Annotated in this window: 26 protein-coding genes; 10 read left to right on the top strand and 16 right to left on the bottom strand. The window is 65.3% G+C overall.

Features of this window, described 5'->3' with window-relative positions:
* The first annotated feature begins 73 nt into the window (after window positions 1–73).
* The 3 genes from FBY33_RS11305 (at window position 74) to FBY33_RS11295 (ending at window position 3963) form a co-directional block, all read left to right on the top strand.
* A complete protein-coding gene (locus FBY33_RS11305; protein WP_056332340.1) occupies window positions 74–1501 on the top strand; it encodes a class II fumarate hydratase in 1428 nt (475 codons plus the stop codon).
* A 138-nt stretch (window positions 1502–1639) separates the two neighbouring features.
* Window positions 1640–2311, top strand: coding sequence for a TetR/AcrR family transcriptional regulator (locus tag FBY33_RS11300; protein ID WP_142030645.1), 672 nt, complete (start codon window positions 1640–1642; stop codon window positions 2309–2311).
* Window positions 2308–3963, top strand: a complete 1656-nt coding sequence (locus FBY33_RS11295; protein ID WP_142030644.1) for an MDR family MFS transporter — start codon at window positions 2308–2310, stop codon at window positions 3961–3963. Before FBY33_RS11300 ends, FBY33_RS11295 begins: the two co-directional genes overlap by 4 nt.
* Window positions 3964–3985: 22 nt before the next feature.
* On the opposite strand, the gene FBY33_RS11290 is transcribed toward FBY33_RS11295, so the two are convergent.
* Complete coding sequence (locus FBY33_RS11290; RefSeq protein ID WP_142030643.1) at window positions 3986–4456, bottom strand: NUDIX hydrolase; 471 nt, start codon at window positions 4454–4456, stop codon at window positions 3986–3988.
* 42 nt (window positions 4457–4498) lie between these two features.
* Window positions 4499–5044, bottom strand: a complete 546-nt coding sequence (locus tag FBY33_RS11285; protein ID WP_142030642.1) for a prepilin peptidase — start codon at window positions 5042–5044, stop codon at window positions 4499–4501.
* 59 nt (window positions 5045–5103) lie between these two features.
* On the opposite strand from FBY33_RS11285, the gene FBY33_RS11280 reads away from it, so the two are divergent.
* Together FBY33_RS11280 and FBY33_RS11275 are read left to right on the top strand one after the other, a co-directional pair.
* Window positions 5104–5904, top strand: a complete 801-nt coding sequence (locus FBY33_RS11280; protein ID WP_142030641.1) for a hypothetical protein — start codon at window positions 5104–5106, stop codon at window positions 5902–5904.
* A gap of 36 nt (window positions 5905–5940) precedes the next feature.
* Window positions 5941–6588, top strand: a complete 648-nt coding sequence (locus FBY33_RS11275) for a GNAT family N-acetyltransferase (protein WP_142030640.1) — start codon at window positions 5941–5943, stop codon at window positions 6586–6588.
* 427 nt (window positions 6589–7015) lie between these two features.
* Here FBY33_RS11275 and FBY33_RS11265 read toward each other — a convergent pair whose 3' ends face one another.
* Window positions 7016–8434, bottom strand: coding sequence for a PhoH family protein (locus tag FBY33_RS11265; RefSeq protein ID WP_142030639.1), 1419 nt, complete (start codon window positions 8432–8434; stop codon window positions 7016–7018).
* A 240-nt stretch (window positions 8435–8674) separates the two neighbouring features.
* A complete protein-coding gene (locus tag FBY33_RS11260) occupies window positions 8675–9436 on the bottom strand; it encodes an isoprenyl transferase (RefSeq protein WP_142032794.1) in 762 nt (253 codons plus the stop codon).
* A gap of 146 nt (window positions 9437–9582) precedes the next feature.
* Here FBY33_RS11260 and trhA point away from each other — a divergent pair, with 146 nt between their 5' ends.
* On the top strand, window positions 9583–10326 hold the full coding sequence (gene trhA, locus FBY33_RS11255) for a PAQR family membrane homeostasis protein TrhA (protein WP_442858329.1): 744 nt from the start codon (window positions 9583–9585) through the stop codon (window positions 10324–10326).
* Window positions 10327–10371: 45 nt separating this feature from the next.
* On the opposite strand, the gene FBY33_RS11250 is transcribed toward trhA, so the two are convergent.
* The gene (locus FBY33_RS11250) at window positions 10372–10713 is read right to left on the bottom strand and encodes a hypothetical protein (protein ID WP_142030638.1); all 342 of its coding nucleotides are present in this window, start codon (window positions 10711–10713) and stop codon (window positions 10372–10374) included.
* A gap of 98 nt (window positions 10714–10811) precedes the next feature.
* A complete protein-coding gene (mca, locus tag FBY33_RS11245) occupies window positions 10812–11717 on the bottom strand; it encodes a mycothiol conjugate amidase Mca (RefSeq protein WP_142030637.1) in 906 nt (301 codons plus the stop codon).
* Between the two features lie 133 nt (window positions 11718–11850).
* Here mca and FBY33_RS11240 point away from each other — a divergent pair, with 133 nt between their 5' ends.
* Together FBY33_RS11240 and greA are read left to right on the top strand one after the other, a co-directional pair.
* Window positions 11851–12309, top strand: a complete 459-nt coding sequence (locus tag FBY33_RS11240) for a DUF4307 domain-containing protein (protein WP_142030636.1) — start codon at window positions 11851–11853, stop codon at window positions 12307–12309.
* Between the two features lie 151 nt (window positions 12310–12460).
* Window positions 12461–12955 carry a transcription elongation factor GreA gene (gene greA, locus FBY33_RS11235; RefSeq protein WP_142030635.1) on the top strand — a complete coding sequence of 165 codons (495 nt, stop codon included), beginning with the start codon at window positions 12461–12463 and terminating at the stop codon, window positions 12953–12955.
* A gap of 109 nt (window positions 12956–13064) precedes the next feature.
* On the opposite strand, the gene FBY33_RS11230 is transcribed toward greA, so the two are convergent.
* The 4 genes from FBY33_RS11230 to FBY33_RS11215 are packed head-to-tail and all read right to left on the bottom strand — an operon-like array spanning window position 13065 to window position 17263.
* A complete protein-coding gene (locus FBY33_RS11230; protein ID WP_142030634.1) occupies window positions 13065–13682 on the bottom strand; it encodes a rhomboid family intramembrane serine protease in 618 nt (205 codons plus the stop codon).
* 8 nt (window positions 13683–13690) lie between these two features.
* Window positions 13691–14929: a threonine ammonia-lyase gene (gene ilvA, locus FBY33_RS11225; RefSeq protein WP_142030633.1), complete on the bottom strand. Its 1239-nt coding sequence runs from the start codon at window positions 14927–14929 to the stop codon at window positions 13691–13693.
* A 3-nt stretch (window positions 14930–14932) separates the two neighbouring features.
* Window positions 14933–16264 (bottom strand): AI-2E family transporter, encoded by a 1332-nt coding sequence (locus FBY33_RS11220; RefSeq protein ID WP_200831366.1) that lies wholly within the window; start codon window positions 16262–16264, stop codon window positions 14933–14935.
* A gap of 36 nt (window positions 16265–16300) precedes the next feature.
* Entirely contained in the window at window positions 16301–17263 is a 963-nt protein-coding gene (locus FBY33_RS11215) for an aldose 1-epimerase family protein (RefSeq protein ID WP_142030632.1), read from the bottom strand.
* A 110-nt stretch (window positions 17264–17373) separates the two neighbouring features.
* On the opposite strand from FBY33_RS11215, the gene galT reads away from it, so the two are divergent.
* Together galT and galK are read left to right on the top strand one after the other, a co-directional pair.
* Window positions 17374–18531 carry a galactose-1-phosphate uridylyltransferase gene (gene galT / locus FBY33_RS11210; protein WP_142030631.1) on the top strand — a complete coding sequence of 386 codons (1158 nt, stop codon included), beginning with the start codon at window positions 17374–17376 and terminating at the stop codon, window positions 18529–18531.
* Window positions 18528–19709 carry a galactokinase gene (gene galK / locus FBY33_RS11205; protein ID WP_200831365.1) on the top strand — a complete coding sequence of 394 codons (1182 nt, stop codon included), beginning with the start codon at window positions 18528–18530 and terminating at the stop codon, window positions 19707–19709. Before galT ends, galK begins: the two co-directional genes overlap by 4 nt.
* A gap of 107 nt (window positions 19710–19816) precedes the next feature.
* Here galK and FBY33_RS11200 read toward each other — a convergent pair whose 3' ends face one another.
* The 6 genes from FBY33_RS11200 to FBY33_RS11175 form a co-directional block, all read right to left on the bottom strand.
* Window positions 19817–20737, bottom strand: a complete 921-nt coding sequence (locus FBY33_RS11200) for a Bax inhibitor-1/YccA family protein (RefSeq protein ID WP_142030630.1) — start codon at window positions 20735–20737, stop codon at window positions 19817–19819.
* A 163-nt stretch (window positions 20738–20900) separates the two neighbouring features.
* A complete protein-coding gene (locus FBY33_RS11195; RefSeq protein ID WP_142030629.1) occupies window positions 20901–21614 on the bottom strand; it encodes an ABC transporter ATP-binding protein in 714 nt (237 codons plus the stop codon).
* Window positions 21601–22548, bottom strand: a complete 948-nt coding sequence (locus tag FBY33_RS11190) for an ABC transporter ATP-binding protein (protein ID WP_142030628.1) — start codon at window positions 22546–22548, stop codon at window positions 21601–21603. The genes FBY33_RS11195 and FBY33_RS11190 overlap by 14 nt, the downstream gene beginning before the upstream one ends.
* Window positions 22545–23792 carry a branched-chain amino acid ABC transporter permease gene (locus tag FBY33_RS11185; RefSeq protein WP_142030627.1) on the bottom strand — a complete coding sequence of 416 codons (1248 nt, stop codon included), beginning with the start codon at window positions 23790–23792 and terminating at the stop codon, window positions 22545–22547. Before FBY33_RS11185 ends, FBY33_RS11190 begins: the two co-directional genes overlap by 4 nt.
* Complete coding sequence (locus FBY33_RS11180) at window positions 23789–24796, bottom strand: branched-chain amino acid ABC transporter permease (protein ID WP_142030626.1); 1008 nt, start codon at window positions 24794–24796, stop codon at window positions 23789–23791. Before FBY33_RS11180 ends, FBY33_RS11185 begins: the two co-directional genes overlap by 4 nt.
* Window positions 24797–24954: 158 nt before the next feature.
* Complete coding sequence (locus FBY33_RS11175; protein WP_142030625.1) at window positions 24955–26187, bottom strand: branched-chain amino acid ABC transporter substrate-binding protein; 1233 nt, start codon at window positions 26185–26187, stop codon at window positions 24955–24957.
* Window positions 26188–26421 lie beyond the last annotated feature (234 nt).

Genomic DNA, 26421 nt, shown 5'->3' with positions numbered 1-26421 from the left:
CGGTCCAGCGGGCCGCCGGCAATGCTCCCTTAACGGTTTTCGATGGGGCACCGGATCGCCATAAGCTAGCCCCATGACTTCCACTGAAGAGTTCCGCATTGAACATGACACGATGGGCGAAGTCCGCGTCCCCGTGAACGCACTGTACCGCGCGCAGACGCAGCGGGCAGTGGAGAACTTCCCCATTTCCGGCAAGACCCTTGAGCGCACCCACATTGAGGCGCTGGCCCGGGTCAAGAAGGCTGCCGCCCAGGCCAACGCAGAACTGGGCGTGCTCGACGGCGAGCTGGCCAAGGCGATTGCAGACGCTGCCGACGAGGTGGCTGCCGGCAAGTACGACGGCGACTTCCCCATCGACGTCTTCCAGACCGGCTCCGGCACGTCCTCGAACATGAACACCAACGAGGTCATTGCCGAACTGGCCACCCGTGCACTGAAGGCCGCCGGCAGCGACAAGGTTGTCCACCCGAACGACCACGTCAACGCCTCGCAGTCCTCCAACGACGTGTTTCCCACGTCCGTGCATGTGGCCGCCACGTCCGCGCTGATCAACGACCTCATCCCCGCCCTTGACTACCTGGCCGGCTCGCTGGAGCGCAAGGCCGCGGAGTTCAAGGACGTGGTGAAGTCCGGCCGCACCCACCTCATGGATGCCACCCCGGTGACCCTGGGCCAGGAGTTCGGCGGCTACGCCGCGCAGGTCCGCTATGGCATCGAGCGCATCAACGCCTCACTCCCCCGCGTTGCCGAGGTTCCGCTGGGCGGCACCGCCGTGGGCACCGGCATCAACACACCGGCCGGTTTCCCGGAGCGCGTTATCGAGCTGCTTGCCACGGATACCGGCCTGCCGCTGACCGAGGCCCGCGACCACTTCGAGGCCCAGGCCAACCGTGACGGCCTGATCGAGGCGTCCAGCCAGCTGCGCAACATCGCCATCTCGTTCATGAAGATCAACAATGACCTTCGCTGGATGGGTTCCGGCCCCAACACCGGACTCGGCGAGATCGCCATCCCGGACCTGCAGCCCGGCTCCTCGATCATGCCAGGCAAGGTCAACCCGGTCATCTGCGAGGCGTCCATTATGGTGGCGGCCCAGGTTATCGGCAACGACACCGCCATCGCCTGGTCCGGCACCAACGGCGCCTTCGAACTGAACGTTGGCATCCCGGTCATGGCCGCCAACCTGCTCGAGTCCATCCGCCTGCTGGCCAACACCAGCCGCGTCATGGCGGACAAGATGATCGACGGCATCACGGCCAATGTGGAGCGCGCCCGCTTCCTGGCCGAGGCGTCACCGTCCATCGTCACCCCGCTGAACAAGTACATCGGGTACGAGAACGCGGCCAAGATCGCCAAGACCGCAGTCAAGGAGGGCCTGACCATCCGCCAGGCCACGGAGAAGCTCGGTTTCGTCGGCGACGGCGAGGGCAAGGTCTCCGAGGCCGACCTCGAGAAGGCCCTGGACGTCACCACCATGACGGCCCCGGCCCACAAGGCGTAGTCCCCACCACCTCCTGGACGCCCGACGGCGGCCGGCACCCTTCGAAGGAAAGGTGCCGGCCGCCGTCGTACTTTAAGCTTCGCCTCCCGGACCGGCATTAATTTGCACTATAAGTCGTTCAGTGCAAAAGTTTACTATATGAGTGAAAGTGCAACTTCCGAGTCCGGGCTGCGGCAGCGCAAACGTGCCGCCACCCGCGGTGCCATTACGGCAACGGCCAGGGCACTCACTGCCGAACGCGGCCTCAACGGCTACACGGTGGAGGAAGTGTGCGAGGCCGCCGGAATTTCGCGCCGCACCTTCTTCAACTACTTCCCCACCAAGGAAGACGCCATCATCGGCCACGCTGAGGACGACATCCCTGCCGACGTGATCGAGGAATTCGTCGCCGCCGGCGCAGGCTCCCCCGCCGGTGAAATTTCCCCTACGCTCTTCCGCGACCTGGTCCGGCTCTCCCTTCGCCTGGCAGATGGCATGTCGGGCTCTGAAGAGGAAACCCGGCAGCTCATTGGCGTAGTCCACAAGGAACCCCAGCTCATCCTGAAGATCATCGGGGTGACAGAACAGCGCGAGGCGCAGTTCGCCCGCGACGTCGCACGGCGTGAAGGGGTGGCGCCGGACCATCCCGTGGTGCAGATGGCCGTGGTGCTGCTCAGCACCATCGCCCGCAAAAGCAGCATGGCCTACTTCTCCGACGGCAACACCCGCAGCTACCCGGAGCTGCTGCTGGAAAACATCTCGGCAGCAAGCCTCCTCTTCTCCCAACCAGTCGACGGCACGGCCACCGCCGCAGCAGAAGGAAACGCATGAGTACCGCAACCGCCACACCGCCGGCAGGGCCCCTGCTTCTGACCCAAAAACGCATCTGGATCATCTTCTCGGCCCTGATCGCCGGAATGCTGCTGTCCAGCCTGGACCAGACCATTGTGTCCACCGCCATGCCCACCATCGTGGGAAAGCTGGGCGGCGTGGAGCACCAGGCCTGGATCACCACCGCGTACCTGCTGGCCACCACCATCGTGATGCCCATCTATGGCAAGTTCGGTGACATCCTGGGGCGGCGCAACCTGTTCCTGGTGGCCATTGCGCTCTTCACCCTGGCGTCCGTTGGCTGCGCACTGGCCACCGATTTCTGGGGCTTCGTCATCTTCCGTGCCATCCAGGGGCTGGGCGGCGGCGGGCTCATGATCCTTTCCCAGGCGATCATCGCCGACATCGTTCCGGCCAAGGACCGCGGCAAGTACATGGGCCCGCTGGGCGCCATCTTCGGCCTGTCCGCCGTGGCCGGTCCGCTGCTGGGCGGCTTCTTCGTGGACCACCTCACCTGGGAATGGGCCTTCTACATCAACATCCCCGTTGGCCTGGCCGCCTTCGCCATCGCCTGGTTCGCCCTGACGCTGCCGAACAAGAAGGCTGAGAAGCGGATCGATGTCCTGGGCGTTGTGCTGCTCTCCGTCGCCACCACGTGCCTGATCTTCTTCACCGACTTTGGCGGCAAGAAGGACGAGGGCTGGGATTCATCCCTTACCTGGGCCTTCGGCGCCGGCCTGTTGGTTTCTGCGGCCGCTTTCGTAATGGTGGAGCGCCGCGCCGAGGATCCCATCATCCCGCTGAGCCTGTTCCGCAACCGGATCTTCATCAACGCCACGGCCATCGGCTTCACCCTGGGCCTAGGCATGTTCTCGGCCATCGCGTTCGTTCCCACGTTCCTGCAGATGTCCTCCGGCACCTCCGCCGCCGAGTCCGGGCTGCTCATGCTCCCCATGATGGCCGGCCTGATGGGCACCTCCATCTACTCGGGCATCCGGATTTCCAAGACGGGCAAGTACAAGATGTTTCCCATCCTCGGCGCCATACTCACCCTGGCCGCCATGCTGTGGATGACCACCCTCGCCGCCAGCACCCCCATCTGGGTCATCTGCCTCCAGCTGTTCGTCTTCGGTGCGGGCCTTGGCCTGATCATGCAGGTGGTGGTCCTGGTGGTCCAGAACTCGGTGCCGGCTGACCAGATCGGCACCGCCACGAGCACCAACAACTACTTCCGCGAAGTGGGCGCCGCCATGGGCGTGGCAGTGTTCGGCTCCATCTTCACCACCCGTCTTTCCGAGGCACTGACCGACGCCTTCACGGGGGCAGGGGCGTCCGCTGAGCAGGCCGGGCAGTCCACCCGGACCCTGGATCCGCAGGCGCTGAGCCAGCTCCCGGAACAGCTGCGGGACGCCATCGTGAACGCCTATGCCGATTCGCTGGCACCGGTGTTCTGGTACCTGCTGCCGTTCATCGCCGTGGCGCTGCTCCTGGCCCTCACGCTGAAGCAGATCCCGCTCTCGGACACCGCCGGCATGGTGGCACGCGGTGAGGCAGTGGGCGGCGAGGAAGCCGAGCGGCTGGCAGCCGGACTGTCCGGCGCAACTGCCAAGGTGAAGGACGACGACGGCGAGCTGGTGTCCCCGGGCCGCTGACCGCCGTCGGGCGCTTGGCTTTTCAGGGCTCGAAGTGGACGCCAGCGGAAGGTGCCAGCGCCTGGCGGATGCTGGTGAGGTGGCCGGGCATGAGGTCGGGAAGTTCGTCCGGGCCGAACCAGCCAACGGCAAGGGATTCGTCGTCGTTTACCCTGGCTTCACCGGAGACGTAGCGGCACAGGAACACCACGTCCAGGAATTCGCAGATGTCGCCGTTGGGGTAGGTGACTGGCCCCACCGCCCCCACTGACACCACACGCTCGGCCTCCGCCACGACGGCCGTTTCCTCGAAGATCTCCCGAACCAGACCACGGGCAGGCTGTTCCCCCGGGTCCAGCATGCCGCTGATGAGCGCCCATTGCCGGTTGTCTGCCCGCTGGGCCAGCAGGATCCTGCCGGCGTCGTCGACCACAACCCCCCGGACGCCGGGGACCCAGATGGGATCGTTGCCGATCTTTTCGCGCAGCTTCAGGACGTATTCAGGTGCAGGCATACCGCCAGCCTACCGAAAAGCCACCCCGGCAACCCGGACGGCTCAGGCAGGCAGCAGCATGGCCGCTGCGGCCCCGGCGAGCATGAACGGGCCGAACGGTATGGCTGACTTCAGGGTGCCCCGCCGCGCCGCCAGCAGGGCAAGGGACCACAGCCCGCCCAGCAGGAACGCCAGGAACGTCCCCGCGAAGAGGTGCCCCCAGCTGAGGTAGCCCAGGTACATCCCGAGCACACCTGCAAGCTTAACGTCGCCAAAACCCATCCCGGGCGGGTAGATGAACCGCAGGACAAAATAGAACACCCACAGGATCGCGGCCCCGGCCACCACGCGGAGGGCGGGGATGGCCAGGAGCCCGCCGGCATCACCGGCGGCCGGAACGGGGCTGGCCCACGCAACCGCGGCCGCCGCCAGGAGGAGCACCCCGGCCACTGCATAGGACGGGAAAACGATCCTGTTGGGCAGGAGGTGGTGCCGGACGTCGATGATGGTGAGCCGGACCGCCATCACCGCAAAGTAGAGGCAGGCAGCCAGTACCAGCCAGAACGCAAGCGGGGTGTGCTGCCAGAGTTCGCCGAGTCGTCCGATCACTCCTCGGATGCTACTGGATCCACCATTCCGGCCGTAGCACCCATGCGTAAAATGTGGATATGTCGACCTGGGACTCCCGGCGCCGGCCGGTTCCGGGCCCTCCTGGCGTCCCCACGGACCTGGCCGCGATGTTCCGGAACCTTTGCCGGTCTTCCCCATGGAAGTGGCAGATTTTGCGCTTTGAGTACTGGGACCAGGCCTTTGCGTCGGCTCCCGCTCCCGGCGCACCGTTCGTCCGTGCCTGGCTGCGCCGTCCCGGGGCGCTCCGCCTTGAAAGCCCGGACGGCCACGTCCTGCACAGCACCACAGGAATCAACGACTCCCGCGATGGCATCTACGTCAGTGCCACCCGCAAGTCCTGGCTCCTGCCTCCGCACCTGGTCACGCCGGTGTACGACGACGCCGGTCTGGTGCGCCGCCGGCCTGAGGCCGCGTACGGCGAGCCCGGGTTCGGGAACGCACGGTTTTCGGCCGCACTGGACCCAGTGGAGCTCGCAGGCAGCGCCCCCGTGCCCATCGAGTTTCCTGGCACCAATGCCCTGGACATCCTGGATGTCCGTTTCGCAGAACACGAGGGCCGGCCGGTCCTGGAGGCGGTTGTGGCGCCCAACGCCGCCTACCGTCCAGGTGATCCTGCCGCTCCCCTCTGCCTTCCCGGACGTTCCCTCCTCAGGGTGGACACGGGCACCGGCGTCTGCGTGTCCAGCCAGTCGCGGGAGCAGGAAACAGAGGAATATGGCCACTGGCTCCGGATCCTCGCCGTGGACGAGTACATGCTCGACGACCTGTTCCTGGCCGAGTCAATGAATCTCACCGACGTCCGCCGCCACATCACCTGGGTCATCCCCGCCAAAGCGTGACAAACGCGCACGGAGCCCATCGGCTAGGCTTCGCGGATGACTACCCTGGGCTCCATCTGGCCGCTGTTCAACCTCACGCTCACCACCCCGCGGCTGGAACTGCGCCCCATTACCGACCAGGACATTCCCGCGGCGGTGGCAGCGGCCCGCGGCGGAATCCACGACGCCGGCCGGAATCCGTTCAGCACTCCCTGGACGGAGCTGCCGGACGAGGAACTGGGCCCCAACATGGCGCGCTGGTACTGGCGTTGCCGCGCTGAATGCAGGCCCGAAAACTGGACACTGCTCCTCGGAATCTGGCACGAAGGCCAGTTCATCGGCTGCCAGGACGTCGGAGCCAGTGACTTCACGGCTCTACGGACAGTCACCACCGGATCCTGGCTCAAGCAGTCCGTCCAGGGCCGCGGCCTTGGCAAGGAAATGCGTGCCGCCGTCGTCCTTTGGGCCTTTAACTGGCTCGGGGCGGAAGCCGCCGAATCCGAGGCCGCCACCTGGAACAGCGCTTCCCTGGGCGTGTCCCGCTCCCTCGGCTACGAACTCAACGGCACCAGCCGCAAAGCCTGGGGCCCCAAAGTCGAAACACTCCAACACGTCCGCGTCACCCCGCAAACGTTCAAGAGGCCCGACTGGCAGCTGCAAGTAGAGGGCCACGAAGCAGCAGCGAAGTTCCTTGGCGTGCGTTGAGTGCCTGTCCGTGTCTGGGTATGCCGGGCCACGGTCCTTCTCCGTCGCTTAGCGCGTAGGTCCCTTCCCAACGCTCGCAAGCTCGTGTCGGGGCCCTCGGGACGACGCTTACAACGCACAGGGCCATCTGCGGTCGCTGGGCGACCTGCGGCGTCCGATGCGCCGCGATGCGCTCCTACAAGAAGGACCGCAACCCGGCTTGTGGGCTTCCATGCGTTGAGGTGCGCCTCTGCACACGTCCGGACCGGGTGCTTCGTATAGGAGCGCATCGCCGACCAGAGTGCTGCGCAGGTCGCCCAGCGACCGGAGCCGCACGCCGGGAGGTGTCTAAGCGACGGCGATGCGCTCGGTGCGGACGGACGGAGCCACGGACACGCACAAGGGCCGCGGCCCGGCGAACCCGGCCACGGCCCTTTGCTTAGGTGATTTAGCCCTCGAGCAGTTCCGTGACCAGGGCGGCGATTGGCGAACGTTCCGAGCGGGTCAGGGTGACGTGGCCGAAGAGGGGATGTCCCTTCAGGGTTTCGACGACGGCGGCGATTCCGTCGTGGCGTCCGACGCGCAGGTTGTCCCGTTGGGCGACGTCGTGGGTGAGCACGATCTTGGAGTTCTGGCCAATACGGCTCATGACGGTGAGGAGGACGTTCTTTTCGAGGGACTGGGCTTCGTCCACGATCACGAAGGCATCGTGGAGTGAGCGTCCGCGGATGTGGGTGAGGGGCATGACCTCGAGCATGCCGCGGTCCATGACCTCCTCCACCACTTCCTGGCTGACCAGGGCCCCGAGGGTGTCGAACACGGCCTGCGCCCACGGATTCATCTTCTCGGACTCGGAGCCGGGCAGGTAGCCAAGTTCCTGGCCGCCCACCGCGTAGAGGGGCCGGAAGACGATCACTTTGCGGTGTTCGCGGCGTTCCAGCACGGCTTCCAGGCCGGCGCACAAGGCAAGCGCGGACTTGCCGGTGCCCGCGCGGCCGCCAATGGAAACGATGCCGACGGCGGGATCCATCAGCATGTCGATGGCCAGCCGCTGCTCAGCCGACCGCCCGTGGAGGCCGAACACGTCGCGGTCGCCCTTGACCAGGCGCACTTGCTTGTCCGCGCCCACCCGGCCCAGCGCGGAACCGCGGTTGGACAGCAGGACCAGCCCGGTGTTGACGGGCAGTTCGGCGGCCGCCGGGATATAGGCCGGTTCGTGGCCGTACAGGGTGGCTATGTCCTGTTCATCGGCTTCGATTTCGGCAACGCCCGTCCACCCGGAATCCTTGACCAGTTCGTTGCGGTACTCGTCGGCGGTGAGGCCCATGGCGGAGGCTTTGACCCGCATGGGCAGGTCCTTGGACACGACGGTGACGTTGCGTCCTTCGTTGGCCAGGTTCTTGGCGACGGCGAGGATGCGGCTGTCGTTGTCCCCGCTGCGGAAGCCCAACGGCAGCACCTCAGAGGAGATGTGGTTGAGTTCCACCATGAGGGTGCCGCCCTCGTCACCGATGGGGAGGGGCTGGTTCAGGCCGCCGTGCTTGACCCGGAGGTCATCCAGGAGCCGCAGGGCCTTCCGTGCGAAGTAGCCGAGTTCGGGGTCATGCCGCTTGGCTTCGAGTTCGGTGATGACCACGACGGGAACCACTACCTCATGCTCAGCGAACCGCAGGAGTGCCCGCGGATCGGAGAGGAGGACGGAGGTGTCAATCACGAAGGTGTGGATGTCGGCGTCCCTTCCGGAGACAGCAAAACCGGCCGCAGCATCAATTGCTGCGCCGGCTTCAGAGGTGGCTCGCTCGGCGCGAGAGGTAGCTTTTCCGCCCTGTCCAAACAGGACCTCGGGCAGTTGTTCAGAAGTAGCCACATCGACTCCAGCCCCGGGCGCCAGCCCGGAATTGTTATTGGTGAGGCGGCTCGGCCAAGAGGCCGGGTCCGGCCTCCCATACAACCGGTGCGATGTTTCGCTCCATGTACTGGCCTCCCCGATCAGCCGGCGGTTTTGCCTGCTGATGGATATAACGTAAATCCACCCGGGGTAATTTCCGCAACCATTACCCGGCGATTTCCCTTGCAGGTGTATGAACTCGTTATGAACCGAACGGTTTCAGGTGCCAAAGCGGCGCTGGCGGCCGGCGTAGTCCCGCAGGGCTCGGAGGAAATCCACCTTGCGGAACGCGGGCCACAGCGCCTCGCAGAAGTAGAACTCGCTGTAGGCGCTCTGCCACACGAGGAAGCCTGACAGGCGCTGCTCGCCCGACGTCCTGATCACCAGGTCCGGGTCCGGCTGGCCGCGGGTGTACAGGAAGCGTGAGATGTCATCGACACACAGATCGTCCGCAAGCTTGGAAATGTCCATGCCCTTGGCAACGGCGTCGTGGAGGAGCTCCCGCACGGCATCGACAATTTCCCGGCGGCCCCCGTACCCCACTGCCACGTTGACGTGGATCTTTTCCCGGACGGGAGTGCGGGCGGTGAGCTTGTTGAGGCGATCGGCGAGGTAGTCCGGAAGCAGTTCGGGTGCGCCCATGGCATGCACGGAGATGTTCGCGTCTTCATCCAGCCGGTCCAGGGTTTTGGCGATGATCCCCATGAGGAGGTCCAGTTCCTCGCTGGACCGGTTCATGTTGTCCGTGGACAGCATGTAGAGGGTCACTACTTTGACGCCCAGCTCCTGGCACCAGCCGAGGAATTCGTGGATTTTGTCCGCTCCGGCCTGGTGGCCCTGGCTGGTGGGTGCGTTGAACTGCTTGGCCCACCGCCGGTTGCCGTCCACCATGACGCCGATGTGGCGGGGAATCCGGTCACGTGGAAGATCCTTCAGCAGCCGGCGTTCGTAATAGCCATAGAGGAACCCGGGCAACTCCACGCGTCCACTCACCTGACTTTCCTGCCGTACGTACATCCACATCCTAGGCTACCGCCCGGGACGGGGTGGGACGGCCAGCACCGCAGGAGACCTATCTCAAACGCTACCCACCAGTAACTTACCGGTCCGTAAGTTATTCTGGTGCCATGAACAGCGACTCTCCGCATGCCTCCCGGGGGCCCCAGCCGGAGGACCCGAACCCAGGCGCTGAACCAGAAACCAGCGCCGTGGATGACGCCGCCGTCCGCCTGGCCGAACTCCTGATGATCAAGCCGAAGTGGCGCGGCTGGATCCACACAGTCACGGCCCCCCTGGCCCTTGCCGCCGGCATCATCCTGATTGTCCTGGCCCCCACGGCTGACCGCCGGATCACCACCGCCATCTATGCCGCCACCGGCGTCTTGCTGTTCGGTGTCAGCGCCGTCTACCACCGCGGCAACTGGTCCCCGCGCGTCAAGCTCGTCCTCAAGCGGCTGGACCACACCAACATCATGCTGGTGATCGCCGGCACCTACACGCCGCTGGCCTGGACTCTCCTTGAACGGCAGCAGGCGGTGGTTCTCTTGTGGGTCATCTGGACAGGGGCCATCCTCGGCGTGCTGTTCCGGCTGCTGTGGACGGACGCGCCCCGCTGGCTCTACGTGCCCATCTACATCGCACTGGGCTGCGGCGCGCTGTTCTACCTGCCGCAGTTCTTCCAGGCCAGTCCGCCATCAGCCGTGCTGATCTGCCTGGGCGGCGCCCTCTACATCGCGGGCGCTGTTTTCTACGCGCTGAAAAAGCCGAACTTCAGCTACCACCACTTCGGTTTCCACGAACTGTTCCACGCGTTCACCGTGTTCGCGTTCGCGGCGCACTTCGCGGCGATCGCCATGGCGGTCCTTGACTAAAGCCCTTTCACAGCCCGGGGCCGGCATTGCCGCACCGGAAGACTCCTACCCGCGCTGCCGCGGGTGTCCGTTGCCCGTGCCATTCCCTTCGGAGTCGGGCACTCCGGGCCGCGTGCCGCCGTCGAGCCCGTCCTGGGCGTCCGCGGCGTCAATGTCTGCGGCAGCGGCGGCCGCCAGGCGCTCTTCCTCCACCTGCGCCCGGTAGCGCACCCTGCGGATCCGCCGCACCATGTCCACAATGAGCAGGGCGGTCGCCACCACAAAGAAGGCCGTCATGATGAACCCCAGCAGGCCCGGTGTCACCTGGTCCTCTGAAATCCCCTCCCGCAGCGTTGGAGTAGGCAGCGGTGACGGCGTGGTGGCGAGGCGGAGGAGCAGAGATTGCACGGTTGATACCTTCTGGTGGAGCGGATGAAGCAGGAAGCGGACGGGACCGGCCGTCGCCGCGCCTATCTTCTACGCAAGATAGAAATAGCCTGCCGTGTCTATCTTAGCCCGGCGAACAGGTCCTTTTCGGGGAGTTCGGAGGGCACCCTGGAATGGATCAGCGAATAGTCCTCCCACGGCCAAACCCGGCGCTGCATGTCGGGGGAAACGGCGAAGAAGAACCCCAGCGGGTCCACCTGGGTCCGGTGGGCGCGCAAGGCGTCGTCGCGCACTTCGAAAAAGTCCCCGCAGTCAATCTGGGTGGTGGTGGCGTGCGCGGCCGGCGGCGGTGTGTGCCCCTCTGCATCGGACTCCAGCCATGCGGCCAGGCGTTCTGCGTAGGGCGACTGCAGCCCCGCCTCTTCCAGTGCAAAGTGCAGCGCCCGGAACCGCTCGGGGCTGAACGCGCGGTCGTAGTAGAGCTTGCCCGGCTCCCAGGGCTCCCCCGCCTCCGGGTAGCGTTCGGGATCGCCTGCGGCTTCGAAGGCCTCCACGGCCACCCGGTGGGCCATGATGTGGTCCGGGTGGGGGTAGCCGCCGTTTTCGTCGTAGCTGAGGATGACGTGGGGCTTGAACGAACGCACCAGCCGTACCAGGGGCGCCGCGGCCTGGTGCAGGGGAAGGGTGGCGAAGGATCCGGCCGGGAGGGGCGGGAGCGGGTCCCCTTCGGGCAGGCCCGAGTCGACAAATCCGAGCCACCGCTGGCGGATGCCGAGGATGGCAGCGGCGCGTTGCATCTCCAGCCTCCGGGCGCCGGCCATATCCCGCTTGGGGTGCGGCTCCCCCTCCACGGCCGGATTCTGGATATCGCCGCGGGATCCGTCCGTGCAGGTTGCCACGAGGACGTCCACGCCGGCAGCGGCATACATGGCCATGGTCGCAGCGCCCTTGCTGGATTCGTCATCCGGGTGGGCGTGGACTGCGAGCAGCCGGAGCGGCACCTGGTTGTTGCTGGACGCTGTCATGGAGGGGAGGGCTCCTTATTCTTCTTTGGACGGCTTGTGGCAGCTCGTGGATGCTGTTGCGGGTGCTGCGCTGCCTCATCGGCAGCTGCCGCCACCGCAAAGGGCAGGCGGAAAAGGGAACTAAACTGGTCTGGTGACTTCCCCGGACCAGCCGGCCCAATCCGCGCCCGCAGACACTAGCCTAGCCAATCGGTATGGTGCTAAAAAGCGCCGGCTCTCCCCCAGGGCGGCCCGGGTTGCGATCGGCCTGGCACTTACTGCGGGAATCGGCTTCCTTGCCTGGGTGACCACGTCGAACTCGCTCTCCGGAGTGACGTTCAAGGACGTTGGTTACAGCACCTCCGATGCCACGCTCGCAGAGGTGGACTTCCAGGTGACGCGGGAACCGGGCAAGTCCGTCAAATGCGCCGTGAAGGCACTGGATTCGAAGTTTGCCGTGGTGGGCTGGAAAGTGGTGGACATCCCGCCGTCGGCAGCAGATGGAACGGCCGACGGCGGCAGGACGGTGGCTCAGCGCGTTACCTTGCGTACGGAGTCGGAGTCCGTATCGGGTGTGGTGGACAGCTGCTGGATTCCCGGCGGGACGTCCTAAGGGATGTGATGTGCGACGCTTCCGTGTTGGGTTATCTCCAGAGGATTGACTACAATAGGGAGATACCTTTACCCCGCTGAGCTGGTTACTGTTCCACAAGTGGCCACCGTGGCGGGGTCTTTTGCATGTAGGACCACTAGAGGAGAAGTCCGTGTCTACCACCAACAGCGCATCTGCAGCCTGGCTCACCCAGGAAGCTTTTGACCGCCTGAAGGCAGAGCTGGACCACCTTTCCGGCGCAGGCCGGGCGGAGATCGTCCAGAAGATTGAAGCAGCGCGGCAAGAGGGGGACCTCAAGGAGAACGGGGGCTACCACGCAGCCAAGGAGGAGCAGGGCAAAATTGAAGCCCGCATCCGCCAGCTGACGGTACTGCTCCGTGACGCCCATGTGGGGGAATCGCCTGCCGACGACGGCATCGTGGAGCCCGGCATGATTGTGGTGGCCAGGATCGCCGGCGACGAGGAGACCTTCCTGCTGGGTTCACGCGAAATCGCGGGCGACTCGGACCTGGATGTCTTCAGCGAAAAATCGCCGCTTGGCGCCGCCATCCTGGGCCACAAGGAGGGCGAGACCCTCAGCTACGTGGCGCCGAACGGCAAGGACATCAAGGTGGAGATCCTCTCCGCCAAGCCCTACGTCCCCTAGCTCCGCGGCGCCCGGCTCCGCAGCAGCCAGCGCAAAGGCACGAAGCGGCGGCCGCCCCCAGGGGACGGCCGCCGCTTCCGTTTAACGTGCCGGGCCTGCGTCCCGGGTGCTAAAACTGCCGCGAACCCGCGGGTCCGCGCGGACGCAGCAGCAGCGCCGCCACCACGCCGCCCACGGCCCCGCCGAGGTGGGCCTGCCAGCTTACGTAGCCGGCCACAAACGGCAGGGCGCCCAGGAGGATGCTCCCGTAGCCCATGAAGAGGACCACGGCGAGCAGGATCTGGCGCCAGCTGTGGTTGAAGAAACCCCTGACCAGCAGGAACGCAAAAAGCCCGAAGACCAGCCCTGACGCTCCCACGGTGACCCCATTCCCGATGAGCCATACCGTCAGTCCGCTGCCGAGCCAGCTGAAGGCCAGGGCCGTGAGAAACACACGCAACCCGGAGAGGAACACCAGGAAGCCGAAGATGACCAGGGGCAGGCTGTTGGAGAGAAGATGGCCCAGGTTCGCGTGCAGGAGCGGAAAGGTAAAGATGTCCAGCAGCCCGTCGGCACTCCTGGGCCGCAGGCCGAAGGTCCGGGTGAGGGCCCCCATCATCAGGGTGTTGACCACTTCGATGGCGAACAGCAGGGCAACGAAACCGCCCAGCACCACCAGCCCGCCCTTGGCGCGGGAGGCGATGGCCTGCCGCTCGGGGATGCGCCCGTTACCCATCAGTCCGGCCACGGCCGCTCCTAATGCACAACGATCGGCTGGAAGCCCTCGGCACGGAGTGCGCTGAGGACCTGCTCCCCATGCTGGTGGCCCTTGGTTTCCAGGTTCACGGTGATGGAGACGTCGCCCATGCTGATGGAGCCTCCCACGCGGGTGTGGTCCAGTCCGGTGACGTTGGCATCGTTTTCGGCAATGATCCGGGCAATGGTTGCCAGCGAGCCGGGGCGGTCATCAAGCATCATCCGCACTGTCATGTAGCGGCCGGCGGCGGAAAGGCCACGCTGGATCACCTTCAGCATCAGCATGGGGTCAATGTTCCCGCCGGAAAGCACCGCCACGGTGGTTCCCGGGTTCTCGATCTTGCCGTCCATGAGCGCTGCAACACCCACAGCACCGGCGGGTTCAACCACCATCTTGGCCCGTTCCAGCAGGAAGATCAGGGCACGGGCCAGGGAGTCCTCGCTGACGGTCACAACATCGTCCACCAGTTCGCGGATGATGCTGAACGGCAGCTGCCCCGGACGCCCCACGGCGATGCCGTCCGCCATGGTGGAGACCTTTTTCAGCGGCACCAGCGCATCGGCGGCGAGCGAAGGCGGGTAGGCGGCAGCGTTTTCCGCCTGTACCCCGATGATCCGGATCTCCCGGCCAAGTTCCCGGGCACGTGCCTTGATGGCGACGGCGACCCCAGCCAGGAGCCCTCCGCCACCCACGCCCATGAGGATCGTGTCAACGTTGGGAACCTGCTCCAGGATCTCCAGGCCTACGGTGCCCTGGCCGGCAACCACGTCCACGTTGTCGAAGGGATGGACGAAGACCATGCCGGTTTCGTTGCTGTAGCGCTGGGCCTCGGCGAGCGCCTCATCCACGTTGTGCCCGTGCAGGACCACCTCGGCACCATGGCTGCGGGTGGCGGCGAGTTTGGGCAGCGCCACGCCCAGCGGCATGTAGATCCGGGCCTTGATGCCCAGGCTCTTGGCGGCAACGGCAACGCCCTGGGCATGGTTGCCGGCGGAGGCTGCCACCACTCCCCTCTTTTTCTCGTCCGGGGAGAGCCGCGCCATCCGGACGTAGGCGCCGCGGACCTTGAACGAGCCCGCGCGCTGCAGGTTTTCGCATTTGAAATAGACGTCGCCGCCCACCATGCTCCCCAGCGCCCGCGACGATTCCACGGGAGTGCGCGCAATAATCCCGTCAAGCAACTTCTGCGCCTCAAGGACATCGTCCAGTGTGACGGGAAGGGTTTCAAGGATCTTCACGGACTACTCTCCTCTGGGTTCTGCTCCGGTGCCTTCCGGGGAGGAAGCACGGGCATCACGGTGTTCGGCTGGGGTGCCGGACGCCGCGTCCCGCCCCGAACCAGGTGCAGACGGCGGTTCAACGTCCTTGATGGTGTTGTCCCCGCCTGCTCCGGCCGTAATGGGCTTCCCGGCAATTACCGGCACCTGTTCATGTTCCCACGTTCTTGCGGCGATGTAGCGAACAGCCGAGTTTGCTACGGCCAGGATGGGCACGGAGAACAGCGCGCCGGGGATCCCGGCGAGGTAGGAGCCGGCCGCAACGCTGAGGATGACTGCCACCGGATGCAGCGATACTGCCTTGCCCATGACCAGGGGCTGCAGGATGTGGCCTTCAAGCTGCTGGACCAGCAGGACGATGGCCAGCATGATCAGGGCGTTGATGGGGCCGTTGGCCACCAGGGCCAGCAGAATGGCGACGACGCCCGTCAAAAGGGCACCCACCACGGGGATGAAGGAGCCGAGGAACACCAGCACGCCCAGGGGAAGCGCCAGCGGGACACCGATGATGGCGGCGCCTACGCCGATGCCAAGCGCGTCGACAGCCGCGACAAACATCTGGATGCGGGCGTAGCTGACCATGGACGCCCAGCCCTTGCGGCCTGCACCGAACGTCGCCGCCCGGGCCTTCCGGGGAAGCATCCTGACCAGGAACGCCCAGATCCGGTCACCTTCCAGGAGGAAGAAGATGAGGATGAACAACGAGAGGAGCATTCCGGCGGCGAAGTGGCCGGCGGTGCTGCCGAAGGACAGGGCGCCGCTGAGGATGCTGCTGCTGTTGTTCTGCAGCGCGTCGGTGGCTTCCTTGATGTACTGGTCGATCTGTGCGGCGGTCAGGTGCAGGGGCCCGGCTGACAGCCAGTCCTGGACCTGCCGTACACCTTCGAGGGCTTGGGAATAGAGCTCGCCGAAACCAACCACGAGTTGCCTGCCCACGAGGGCCAGCGCGCCGACGATGACGCCGATGAACCCGAGGACTGTCACGGCAACGGCCAGGCCTGCAGGCAGCCCGTGCCGCTTCAGCCACGCCGTGACCGGGCTCAGCAGACCGGCCAGGAGGGCGGCCACCATGACCGGGATGATCAGGAGCGTGATGTGGCTGAGCAGCCAGACAAGCGTCCCCACCATCAGGAGGATCAGGCCCAGCCGCCAGGACCAGGAGGCCGCGATGCGGATGCCGTACGGTATGTCCTTGTCCAGTTCACGGTCTGTCAGGACCCGCAGCGGAGCAGCCGGCGCCGGCGAAGGCGCGGGGACGGGGTGGGCCAGGGTAACGTCGTCCTCTTTAGGCGTCATATGCCAATACTTCCCCAGCGGTGGCCCAATGGGAAACTACTGCCCTGCCGCGCCAGGCTTGTAGTCGATGCCCCATTCCATGCTGAAGGACTCCCCCGGCGGCAGCCACCGCAGGCCGTCGCCGGAGTTGAACGCATTGGCCGGCCCCGTCATCGGTTCCACCGCCACTGCCCGGCTCCGGTCAGGGTAGACCGTGCTCACGTAGATGTGGACGTACCGGCAGGTCTCGTCCTGCCAGAGCGATACCGCGCTGCCGTCGGCAGCTGCCAGGGTGTGGCGGGCCTTGCCGCCCTCGAAGCGGAGGTCAGTCATCGCCACGTCCACTGCCAGGTCCGCGATGTGCCTCCCGGAACGAAAGTCGACCTCCCCGTCGACAGGGGCGGAACTGCGCGGAATCAGCCGCTCATCAGTCACCAGCCGGGTGGCGGCGGAAACGGTCAGCTGCAATTCCTCAACCGGAGTGTCGCCAAGCCGCAGGTAGGGGTGCGCGCCGAGGACAAACGGGGCGGCTGCCGCGGAGTCATTGGTGAGGCTTTGCCGGACCTGCAGTCCCAAGTCTTCGGAAATCCGGTACTCCACCCTGTGCCGGACCAGGAACGGGTAGCCGTGCTGCGGAAAAACGGCCGCTTCAAGGGCCACGGCATCCTGGGACTCCCCCACCACCGCGTAGCCGGTGTTTCGCAGCAGGCCGTGGCTGGCATTGTTGCGGGACACCTCGGTGATGTCCAGCTGCTGCTTGCTGCCATCCAGGAACCACACCCCGTCCTCCACCCTGTTGGCCCAGGGTGCCAACGTAATGCCCGCCCCGCCGGGAGCGATCTGGTCATCACCATAGGTTTCAGTCAGCTGGATCCCTGCCCGGCTGAACGAACGGAGCCCCGCGGCGAGCTCGGTGACCACGGCCACGGCGTCGCCCCGGCGGAGCTCGTGTTGCCGTCCGGTGGCGCAGGAACGGATGGATGAGCGGGTGGAAGTTCCGTCTTGGGAAGAGGCTGTCATGGGCATTACCGTACATGCCGCTGCCGGAATCGGGCAGCGCCCTTCCATCCCTCACTGTTACTTTTTGTTGTTAACTATTCATTCCTGATCGTTTATGGGAAACTTTTTGGATGACAGGGATTACCAGCACCAGACTCTCCGACGGGCGGGAGCTGATCTACTTTGACGACGACAGCACCAGCACCTCCCGTGCCGAACACCTCACCACCGACCACCGCGGCCTGCCCGCGCGCGGGGAGCCCGGCGAGGTGCGCTTCGATGCCTTGACGGACGAATGGGTGGCTGTTGCCGCGCACCGCCAGACCCGCACCCACCTGCCGCCGGCAGACCAGTGCCCCATCTGTCCCACCACTCCTGCCAACGCGTCCGAAATTCCTGCCGCCGACTACGACGTCGTGGTCTTTGAAAACCGGTTTCCCTCGCTGGGCCCGGCCCTGGGACCCGTCCCGGAGAATGCAGTGTGGGGAACAAAGGGCCCGGCGTACGGCCGCTGCGAAGTGGTGTCCTTCACCCCCGAACACACCGGGTCCTTCAGTGGCCTCAGCGCAGAGCGGTCCCGGACCGTAATTGAGGCCTGGTCGCAGCGCACCGCCGCCCTGAGCGCCATGACCGGCATCAAACAGGTGTTTCCGTTCGAAAACCGCGGCGCGGACATCGGCGTGACACTGCACCACCCGCATGGGCAGATCTACGCCTACCCCTATGTCACGCCACGCGCAGGCACCCTGGGCGTGGCGGCGCGGAAGTACTTCGATGCGCAGGACGGCACGGACACCCTGACCGGCTCCCTGCTGCGGGCCGAGCGGGAGGATGGCAGCAGGATGGTCCTGGAAGGCACGCATTTCAGCGCTTATGTGCCTTTCGCGGCCCGGTGGCCCCTGGAGATCCACCTGGTCCCGCACCGCCACGTTCCGGACCTGGCGGCCTTGAGCGGAGAGGAGAAGGATGAGCTGGCACAGGTATACCTCGATCTGCTCAAGCGGGTGGATGCCCTCTACCCCACGCCTACTCCCTACATCTCCGCATGGCACCAGGCGCCGCTGGATGATCTCCTCCGGCCGGCGGGCTACCTCCACCTCCAGCTGACCTCCCCGCGCAGGGCGGCCGACAAGCTGAAGTACCTGGCCGGCTCCGAAGCGGCCATGGGCGCCTTTATCAATGACACCACCCCCGAAACGGTGGCGGAACGGCTGCGCACTGTTGCCGTCCCGCCGTCGTCCGTTCCTGCCGCCGCCATGGCGGCCACCCCGGTAGGAGCCTCCGCGTGAGTACCCAGGACCAGGCCAAGGCCATACCTGCGGCCCCGCAGGAGCTGAGCGCCCGCTTTGAGCATGAATTCGGAAGCGCACCCGACGGCGTATGGCAGGCTCCGGGGCGGGTGAACCTCATCGGCGAACATACCGACTACAACGAGGGCTTCGTGCTTCCGTTCGCCATCGACCGCACCGCCCGGGTGGCCGTCGCCGCCCGGCCGGATTCAACCGTGCGGCTCCTGTCCACGTATGGCGACCAGGGCGTGGTCACCACCACGCTCGACTCCCTGCATCCCGGCAAAGCGAAGGGCTGGACCAAGTACCCCCTCGGCGTCATGTGGGCCCTCGGGGAGCGGGGCATCACCGTTCCCGGAGTGGACCTGCTCCTGGACTCGAACGTGCCGCTCGGTGCCGGCCTGTCGTCGTCGCACGCCATCGAATGTGCTGTCGTCACGGCACTGAATGACCTCACGGGTGCCGGGCTGGCCGCCGAGGACATGGTGTTGGCAACCCAGCGGGCGGAAAACGATTTCGTGGGTGCACCCACGGGGATCATGGACCAGTCGGCGTCCCTTCGCGGCGCCAAGGGTCACGCGGTCTTCCTCGATTGCCGGGACCAGAAGGCAACCCTGGTTCCTTTCGAAACCGAACCCGCAGGCCTGGTGCTCCTGGTGATCGACACCAAGGTGTCGCACTCCCACGCCGACGGCGGCTACGCCTCACGCCGGGCATCCTGTGAGCTGGGAGCGGAGGTGCTGGGGGTCAAGGCGCTGCGGGACGTCGAGGTGGCTGACCTTGAGGAGGCCAGCGGTCTGCTCGATGAGGTCACGTTCCGGCGGGTGCGCCATGTGGTTACCGAAAATGACCGGGTGCTCCAGACCGTAGAGCTCCTGGGCGGCGCCGGGCCAAGCGCCATCGGCACCCTGCTCGATGCCAGCCACGCTTCCATGCGCGACGACTTTGAAATCTCCTGCCCCGAGCTGGACCTGGCCGTGGACACGTCCAGGTCCCATGGTGCCATCGGCGCCCGCATGACCGGGGGCGGGTTCGGCGGCGCGGCCATTGCGCTGACCCCGGTGGACGCCGAGCAGGCGGTGCGTGCCGCCGTCGTAAAGGCCTTCGCCGACGCCGGCTACAGGACGCCGGATATCTTCACCGTCGCCCCTGCCGCCGGAGCCATGCGCGTCGCGTAGCGCGCGCCGAACGGCCTGAGGCCGGCAGCAGTTAACGAGCGTGGGCCCCACCAGTCTGGTGGGGCCCACGGTTGTTTGGTTTACGACGGCGGAAGCTGCCGGGATGCCTAGTCGTCGCCCCGCAGGATGGCCAGCAGGCGGATGATCTCCACGTACAGCCAGACCAGTGTGACGGTCAGGCCGAAGGCGGCTGTCCAGGAGAAGCGCTGCGGGGCTCCGCTGCGGACACCTTCTTCGATGCTGGTGAAGTCCATGATCAGCGAGAACGCGGCGAGGCCGATGGCCAGCAGGCCGATGAAGACGCCCAGCGGGATGCCGAAGATCTCGACGCTGGTGCGCAGGCCGAAGGGGCTCTGCACGGCCCCTGTCCACATCATGATCATGTTGATCAGCGCAAACACGGCGTAGCCGATAATTGCGATCATGAAGAACCGCATGGCGCGCGGTGTGGCGCGGACCTTGCCGCTCTTGAAGAGCAGCAAGGTGACGGCGAAGACGGACAGTGTGCCGATGACGGCCTGCAGGCCGACGCCGGGGAACATGCCGTCGAGGATCCGGGTCAAGCCGCCAAGGAACAGTCCCTCGAGAGCCGCATAGGCGAGGATCAGCGCCGGCGACGGCTGCTTCTTGAAGGTGTTGACCAGGGCCAGCACGAAACCGCCCAGGGCACCAACGATCATCAGCAGGGAGGCCAGGCCCTGCGCCACCACAAGGGTGACTGCGGCGCCGGCAACCACAGCGGCGAGGCAGGCAGCGGTCTTCATGATGACGTCGTCGAACGTCATCCGCCCGGTGTCCGCGGGGCCGGCCGACGGCTGGCTGTACATCTGGCGCAGCTGTTCGTCGCTCATGCTTTGGGGCTGCGTGCCCCAGCCCTGCTGGCCGTAAGGCTGCTGTCCGTAGGGCGCCTGGCCGCCATAAGGCTGCTGGCCATAGGGAGTGCCGTAGGGAGCCTGCGGGACAGGCGGTGCCTGGGTGGCTCCACGGAAACTCTTTCCGTTGAAGATCGGGTTGCCGCCAAGTGCCATTGCGGGATTCCTCCATGTGGATGTGGGTGATGAGCTTCTTGTTACGCTACCAATTCCCACGTGGGGGCGGCAGGGAAAGTTCCCGTGGGGCCCGGTTGCAACCGAACCGTGACCGTTGCGCGCTCTTAAAGCACCGGGCCCCGTCGAGACAAGTACCCCACAACTACCCCACCCCCAGGTAGGCCTCCTTGATGGAGGGGTCTTCCAGCAGCTGCTTGCCGGTACCACTGTGCGTGATCTCCCCGGTTTCCAGCACGAAGGCCCGGTGCGCCCCGGCCAGCGCCTGGTTGGCGTTCTGCTCCACCATCAGGACCGTAGTGCCCTGGTTGTTGATCTCCTTGATGATCCTGAAAATCTGGCGGATGAACTGCGGCGCAAGGCCCATGGACGGCTCGTCCAGCAGCAGCAGCTTGGGGTTGGACATCAGGGCCCGCCCAATCGCCAGCATCTGCTGCTCGCCGCCGGACATGGTGCCCCCGTACTGCTTTTCCCGCTCCTTAAGCCGGGGAAAGAGATCGAACACACGGTCCAGGTCCTTCCCCACTCCGCTGCGGTCCTTGCGTCCGAAGGTCCCCATGTCCAGGTTTTCCATGACGGTCATGCCCGGGAAGATCCCGCGCCCTTCGGGGGCCTGGGAGATTCCATGGACCACCCGGATGTGTGCCTTCATCTTGGTGATGTCCTGGCCGGCGAAGGTGACCTTGCCTTCGGAGCAGTTCAAGAGCCCGGAGATGGTCCGCATGGTGGTGGTCTTGCCGGCTCCATTGGCGCCGATCAGGGCCACGACTTCACCCTCGTCCACAGTGAAGGAGATGTTCCGCAGCGCCTGGATGCGGCCGTAGTGGACGGAAACGTCCTTAAGTTCAAGCAACGTCATCTTCGGGCTCTCCTAGGTAGGCGGCAATAACGCGCGGGTCTTCGCGGATCTCGCGGGGCAGCCCATCCGCGATCTTCTTCCCGAATTCCAGCACGACGATCCGGTCCGTCACGCCCATCACGAGCTTCATATCGTGCTCAATCAGCAACACCGTGTAGCCCTCATCCCTGATGGTGCGGATGAGGGCCATCAGTTCCTCCTTCTCGGCAGGATTGAAGCCGGCCGCAGGCTCGTCCAGGCACAGCACCTTGGGATCGGTGGCCAGGGCCCGGGCGATCTCAAGGCGGCGCTGATAGCCGTACGGCAACTGCCGGGACAGGACGTGCGCGTGGCTGCCGATGCCGACGAAGTCCAGCAGGGCCATGCCCCGCTCGATGGCTGACTTCTCCTCCCGGATGTGCGTGGGCAGGCGCAGCAGCGCCCCGCCAACGCTGGTCCTGTGCCGCGCGTCCAGGCCCACCACAACGTTCTCGAGGGCCGTCATTTCGCCAAACAACCGGATGTTCTGGAAGGTGCGTGACAGGCCCAGGCGGGTGATCTTGTGCTGCTTGATGCCGTTCAGGACCTGGCCCTCCAGCACTACCTTGCCGCTGGTGGGCTTGTAGACGCCCGTCATCGCGTTGAAGCAGGTGGTCTTGCCGGCGCCGTTGGGGCCGATCAGCCCCAGGATCTCGCCCCGCTTGATGTTGAAGCTGATGTTGTCCAGCGCCACGAGGCCACCGAACTTGATGGTCAGGTTTTGTACCTCGACGATGTTGTCGCCAACCTTGACCGCGATATCACGGTCCGGAGCCACCTTCTCGGCAAGCTCCTGGTCAACCCCGGCCTCGGCCAGGGCCTCGATGTCGATCTCGGGTGCAACAGCGGCGGAGCCGTCAACTGCCGGCTGCTCGTCCACACTGCTGGAGCTTCCGTGCCTCTCCTCGGAGCTCATGCCTCCGCTCCTCTCTGTCCGGCCGCACGCGTGCCGGGGCCGGCTGATGGATTGTCCGTGTCCTTGGGTTCGGTGCCGTCGCGGCTGGTGACCTTGTTCAGGGCAGTCCGTCCGTAGGCGAGCAACCGCTGCCGTGCCGGGAGCAGCCCCTGGGAACGGAAGATCATGATCAGCACCAGGGCGATGCCGAAGATCAGGTACTTGTATTCCGCGATGGCCGTGAATCGGAGCGGGATATAGCTGACCAGGGCCCCGCCCAGAATGGCGCCTACCTTGTTGCCGGCTCCGCCAAGCACCACGGCGGCGAGGAACAGGATGGAGGTGGTGACGTCGAACTTCTGGTTGTTGACGAACCCCACCTGGCCGGCGAAGAGGGCCCCGGACAGGCCGCCGATCGCAGCGCCGATGGCGAAGGCCCACACCTTGTATTTGAAGGTGGGAACGCCCATGATCTCAGCGGCGTCCTCGTCTTCACGGATGGCGATCCACGCGCGGCCCACCCGGCTGCGTTCCAGGTTGCCCACCAGGAGGGTGACGATGATGATGATGGTCAGCGTCAGCCAGTACCAGGGTACGCCGTTCGAATTGGAGAAGATGGGCGTTCCGTCAGCCTCGGTACCCGGAGGATGGCCGACGTTCTGGAAGCCCACCTGGCCCTTCATGGCCGGGATGATGGTGGCCAGGATGCGGACGATTTCGCCGAACCCCAGCGTCACGATGGCAAGATAGTCGCCCCTGAGGCGGAGGGTGGGCACGCCCAGCACCACACCGAAGAACATAGTGACCGCCATGGCGATCGGGATGGTCCACAGGTACGGGATGTGCAGGAAGGGCGAGTCCGGACTGGTCAGCATCGCTGCGCAGTAGGAGCCGACGGCGAAGAAGGCGACGTATCCCAGGTCCAGGAGACCGGCGTAGCCCACCACGACGTTGAGGCCGACTGCGATGAGTGCGAAGCGCGCCATGTCGAAGCAGGCCAGGGCGAAGTTGTTGCCGGGCTCGGTGGTGATGATGGGCGGGTTCATCAACGGGAGCAGGTAGGCCAGTACCACAACGATGATCAGGAACGCCCACTGCTGTTGCCGGGACAGTGCGTGCCATCGGTCGGAGAAGTACCCTGGCTTGCGCCTGCCCCGCTGGGCGAGGTCGCTTTTTCCTGCGGCTTTCGATGACGCTTCGCGTTCCTCTGCTGCCTGTTCGGCGGCAGCTGTCTGCAGCGGTGTGGGCCCGTCCGTCATGCTCATGCTTTGCTCCTTCCAAGGGAGGTTCCCAGGATGCCTTCGGGCCGCAGCAGCAGCACCAGCACCAGCACCACGAATGCCACGACGTCGGTCCACTGCGAGTTGCCCAGCAGGATCTGGCCGTAGTTGCCGATCAGGCCGAGCAGCAGGCCGCCCAGCAGGGCTCCGCGGACGTTGCCGATACCGCCGAGCACAGCGGCGGCGAACGCCTTGATACCCAGGACGAATCCACCGCTGTACTGGACACCGGAAGGGATTTTCATGACGTAGAACAAGGCGGCGGCTCCTGCGAGCAGGCCTCCGATGATGAAGGTGGTAATAATGATGCGCTCTTTGTTGACGCCCATCAATGTTGCGGTATCAGGGTCCTGGGCGACGGCCCGGATGCCGCGGCCGGTGCGGGACTTGCTGATGAACCTGTCGATGCCCACCATCATGATCACCGCGGCGATGATGATCACCAGCTGCTGGGAATCGATGATGGTGCCGAAGACGTCGAAGATGGGGGTGGGCCGGAACATTGTCAGTGCAAGCTCGGGGCTGGGGCCGCGCCACAGGTAGATCAGGTACTGGATGGTGAAGGAAGCACCGATGGCGGTGATCAGGAAGACCAGGCGGGGGGCGTTCCGTTTCCGAAGGGGTTTGTACGCGATGCGTTCCAGCAGGAAGGCTGTGACGGCCGAGGCAACCATGGCCAGGACCAGCGCCAGCAGCAGGTTCAGGATGATGGCCCAGATGTCGAGCCGGGGAACTGAGGGGCCGAAGCCCAGGCTGCTGAGGGTGAAGAAGACTGCGTAGCAGCCGACAATGAACACTTCTGAGTGGGCGAAATTGATCAGGTTCAGCACGCCGTAAACCAGGGTGTAACCCAGGGCGACGAGCGCGTAGATGGCCCCGAAGGTTAGGCCGTCAAAGGTGGCACTCCAGAAGTTCTGGGCCAGGGACGGTATGTCGAAGGTGATCCAGTCGTTTTCAGTGGGGAGTAGTGGGACAAGAGAGGGAAGCATGGGAACATCCTGATCCAGTTGCACGCGGCCTTGTGGGCCCGGCCGTGGGACTTGTGTCTAGTGACGTAACTTGGTCCTGGGCTGCTGCCGAAGCGAAGAAAAGGCTGTGGGGGCCTGCTGATGCCGGCCCCCACAGCCGTTTGCGTTTCGCCGGGCTGCTACTCCCCGATGGGCCCGACGGGAACGATCTTCGCGTTCTCCACCTTGTAGCCGTACACGGTCGGGGCCTGGAGCTCGCCCTTGGCATCCCACTTGTAGTGCTTGCTCAGGCCGTCCTTGTCGTACGACTTGACCCAGGACAGCAGGTCGGCGCGGCTCTGCTTGCCCGCGTCGATCCCGGACAGGAGGACGGTTGCGGCGTCGTAGCCTTCAATGGAGTACGTTCCGGGTTCTGCGCCCTTGGAAATGTCCTTGTAGGCCGAGGCGAAATCGGGGATCAGTTCACCTGGGAGGCACGGGCAGGTGAAGTAGGCGTTGTTGGAAGCATCGCCTGCCTGCTTGATGAACTGTTCATCCTTCACGCCATCCGGGCCAACGAAGGTGCCGGTGAACCCCTTGCCCACGAGCTGCTGGGCAAACGGTGCACCCTCTGCGTAGTAGCCGGCGTAGTAGACCGCGTCAGCCTTGGCGTTCATGATCTTGGAGATGACGGCCGAGAAGTCCTTCTGGCCGGTTGTCACCTTCTCCGTCCCGGCCAGGGCGCTGCCCAGGCCGGCAGAGGTGGAGGTTCCCAGGCCGATGCCGTAGTCGGAGTCATCCTGGACCAGGTAGACCTTCTTGGCGCCGAGCTTCCCGGTGAGGAACTTGGCGGCCGCCGGGCCCTGCACGGCGTCATTGCCGAGGCCCCGGAAGAAGGTGCTCCAGCCGTTACCCGTCAGGCCAGGGTTGGTGGCCGACGGCGTGATGTGGACCAGGCCCTTCTGCTCGAAGATGTTGCCCGTGGCTTTTGATTCACCCGAGAACGGGAGACCGATCACGCCCAGGATGTCCGGTTCGCTCACCATCTGGGTGACAGGGCCGGTGGCCTTGTTGGGGTCGCCTTCCGTATCGAACTTCTTGAACTGGACTTGGCAGCCCGGGTTGGCCTTGTTGTGCTGGTCGATGGCCAGCTGGATGCCGTTAAAAATATTGATACCGAGCTGAGCGTTGGGGCCGGTCTGTGCACCGGCGTAGGCCAGCGTGGTGGTGGCCGGGCAGGTTGCCTTGCCGTCGCCGGCGGGCTTTACAGCGGCGGCAGGGACGTCCACTTTCGAAATGGCGGGGATGTTTACTTTGTTGGACGAGCCGGAGCTCTCGGTGTTGCTGGGGCCTGCTTGGTTGGCGCAGGCCGACAGCAGCATGCTGAACGTGGCTGCCGCTGCCAACGAAGTGAGGACTTTCTTTCGGTACATTAATCTGCCTTCCGAAACAGGACCGTGCGATGCGGGTGCGGAATGGGCGCGGTGGCGCCCGGAGCGGGACCAGGTATTCCTGATTTAGGTTCAAGCTAGTGCATAGACGGCACGAAACTAAGTGACTGAGGTCACAGCCTTATAACAGTAGTTTCCTGTGGGGCATTAAACGCCGAAAGCCGCCTGCTCGGCAGGCGGCTTTCGACAGTCGGTGACGGCACCGTGATGGCGGAA

Origin of the sequence: Arthrobacter sp. SLBN-112 (assembly GCF_006715225.1) — a bacterium.
GTDB lineage: Bacteria > Actinomycetota > Actinomycetes > Actinomycetales > Micrococcaceae > Arthrobacter.
Note: the sequence above shows the minus strand (reverse complement) of the source record. Positions and strands in the feature narration are given on the sequence as shown.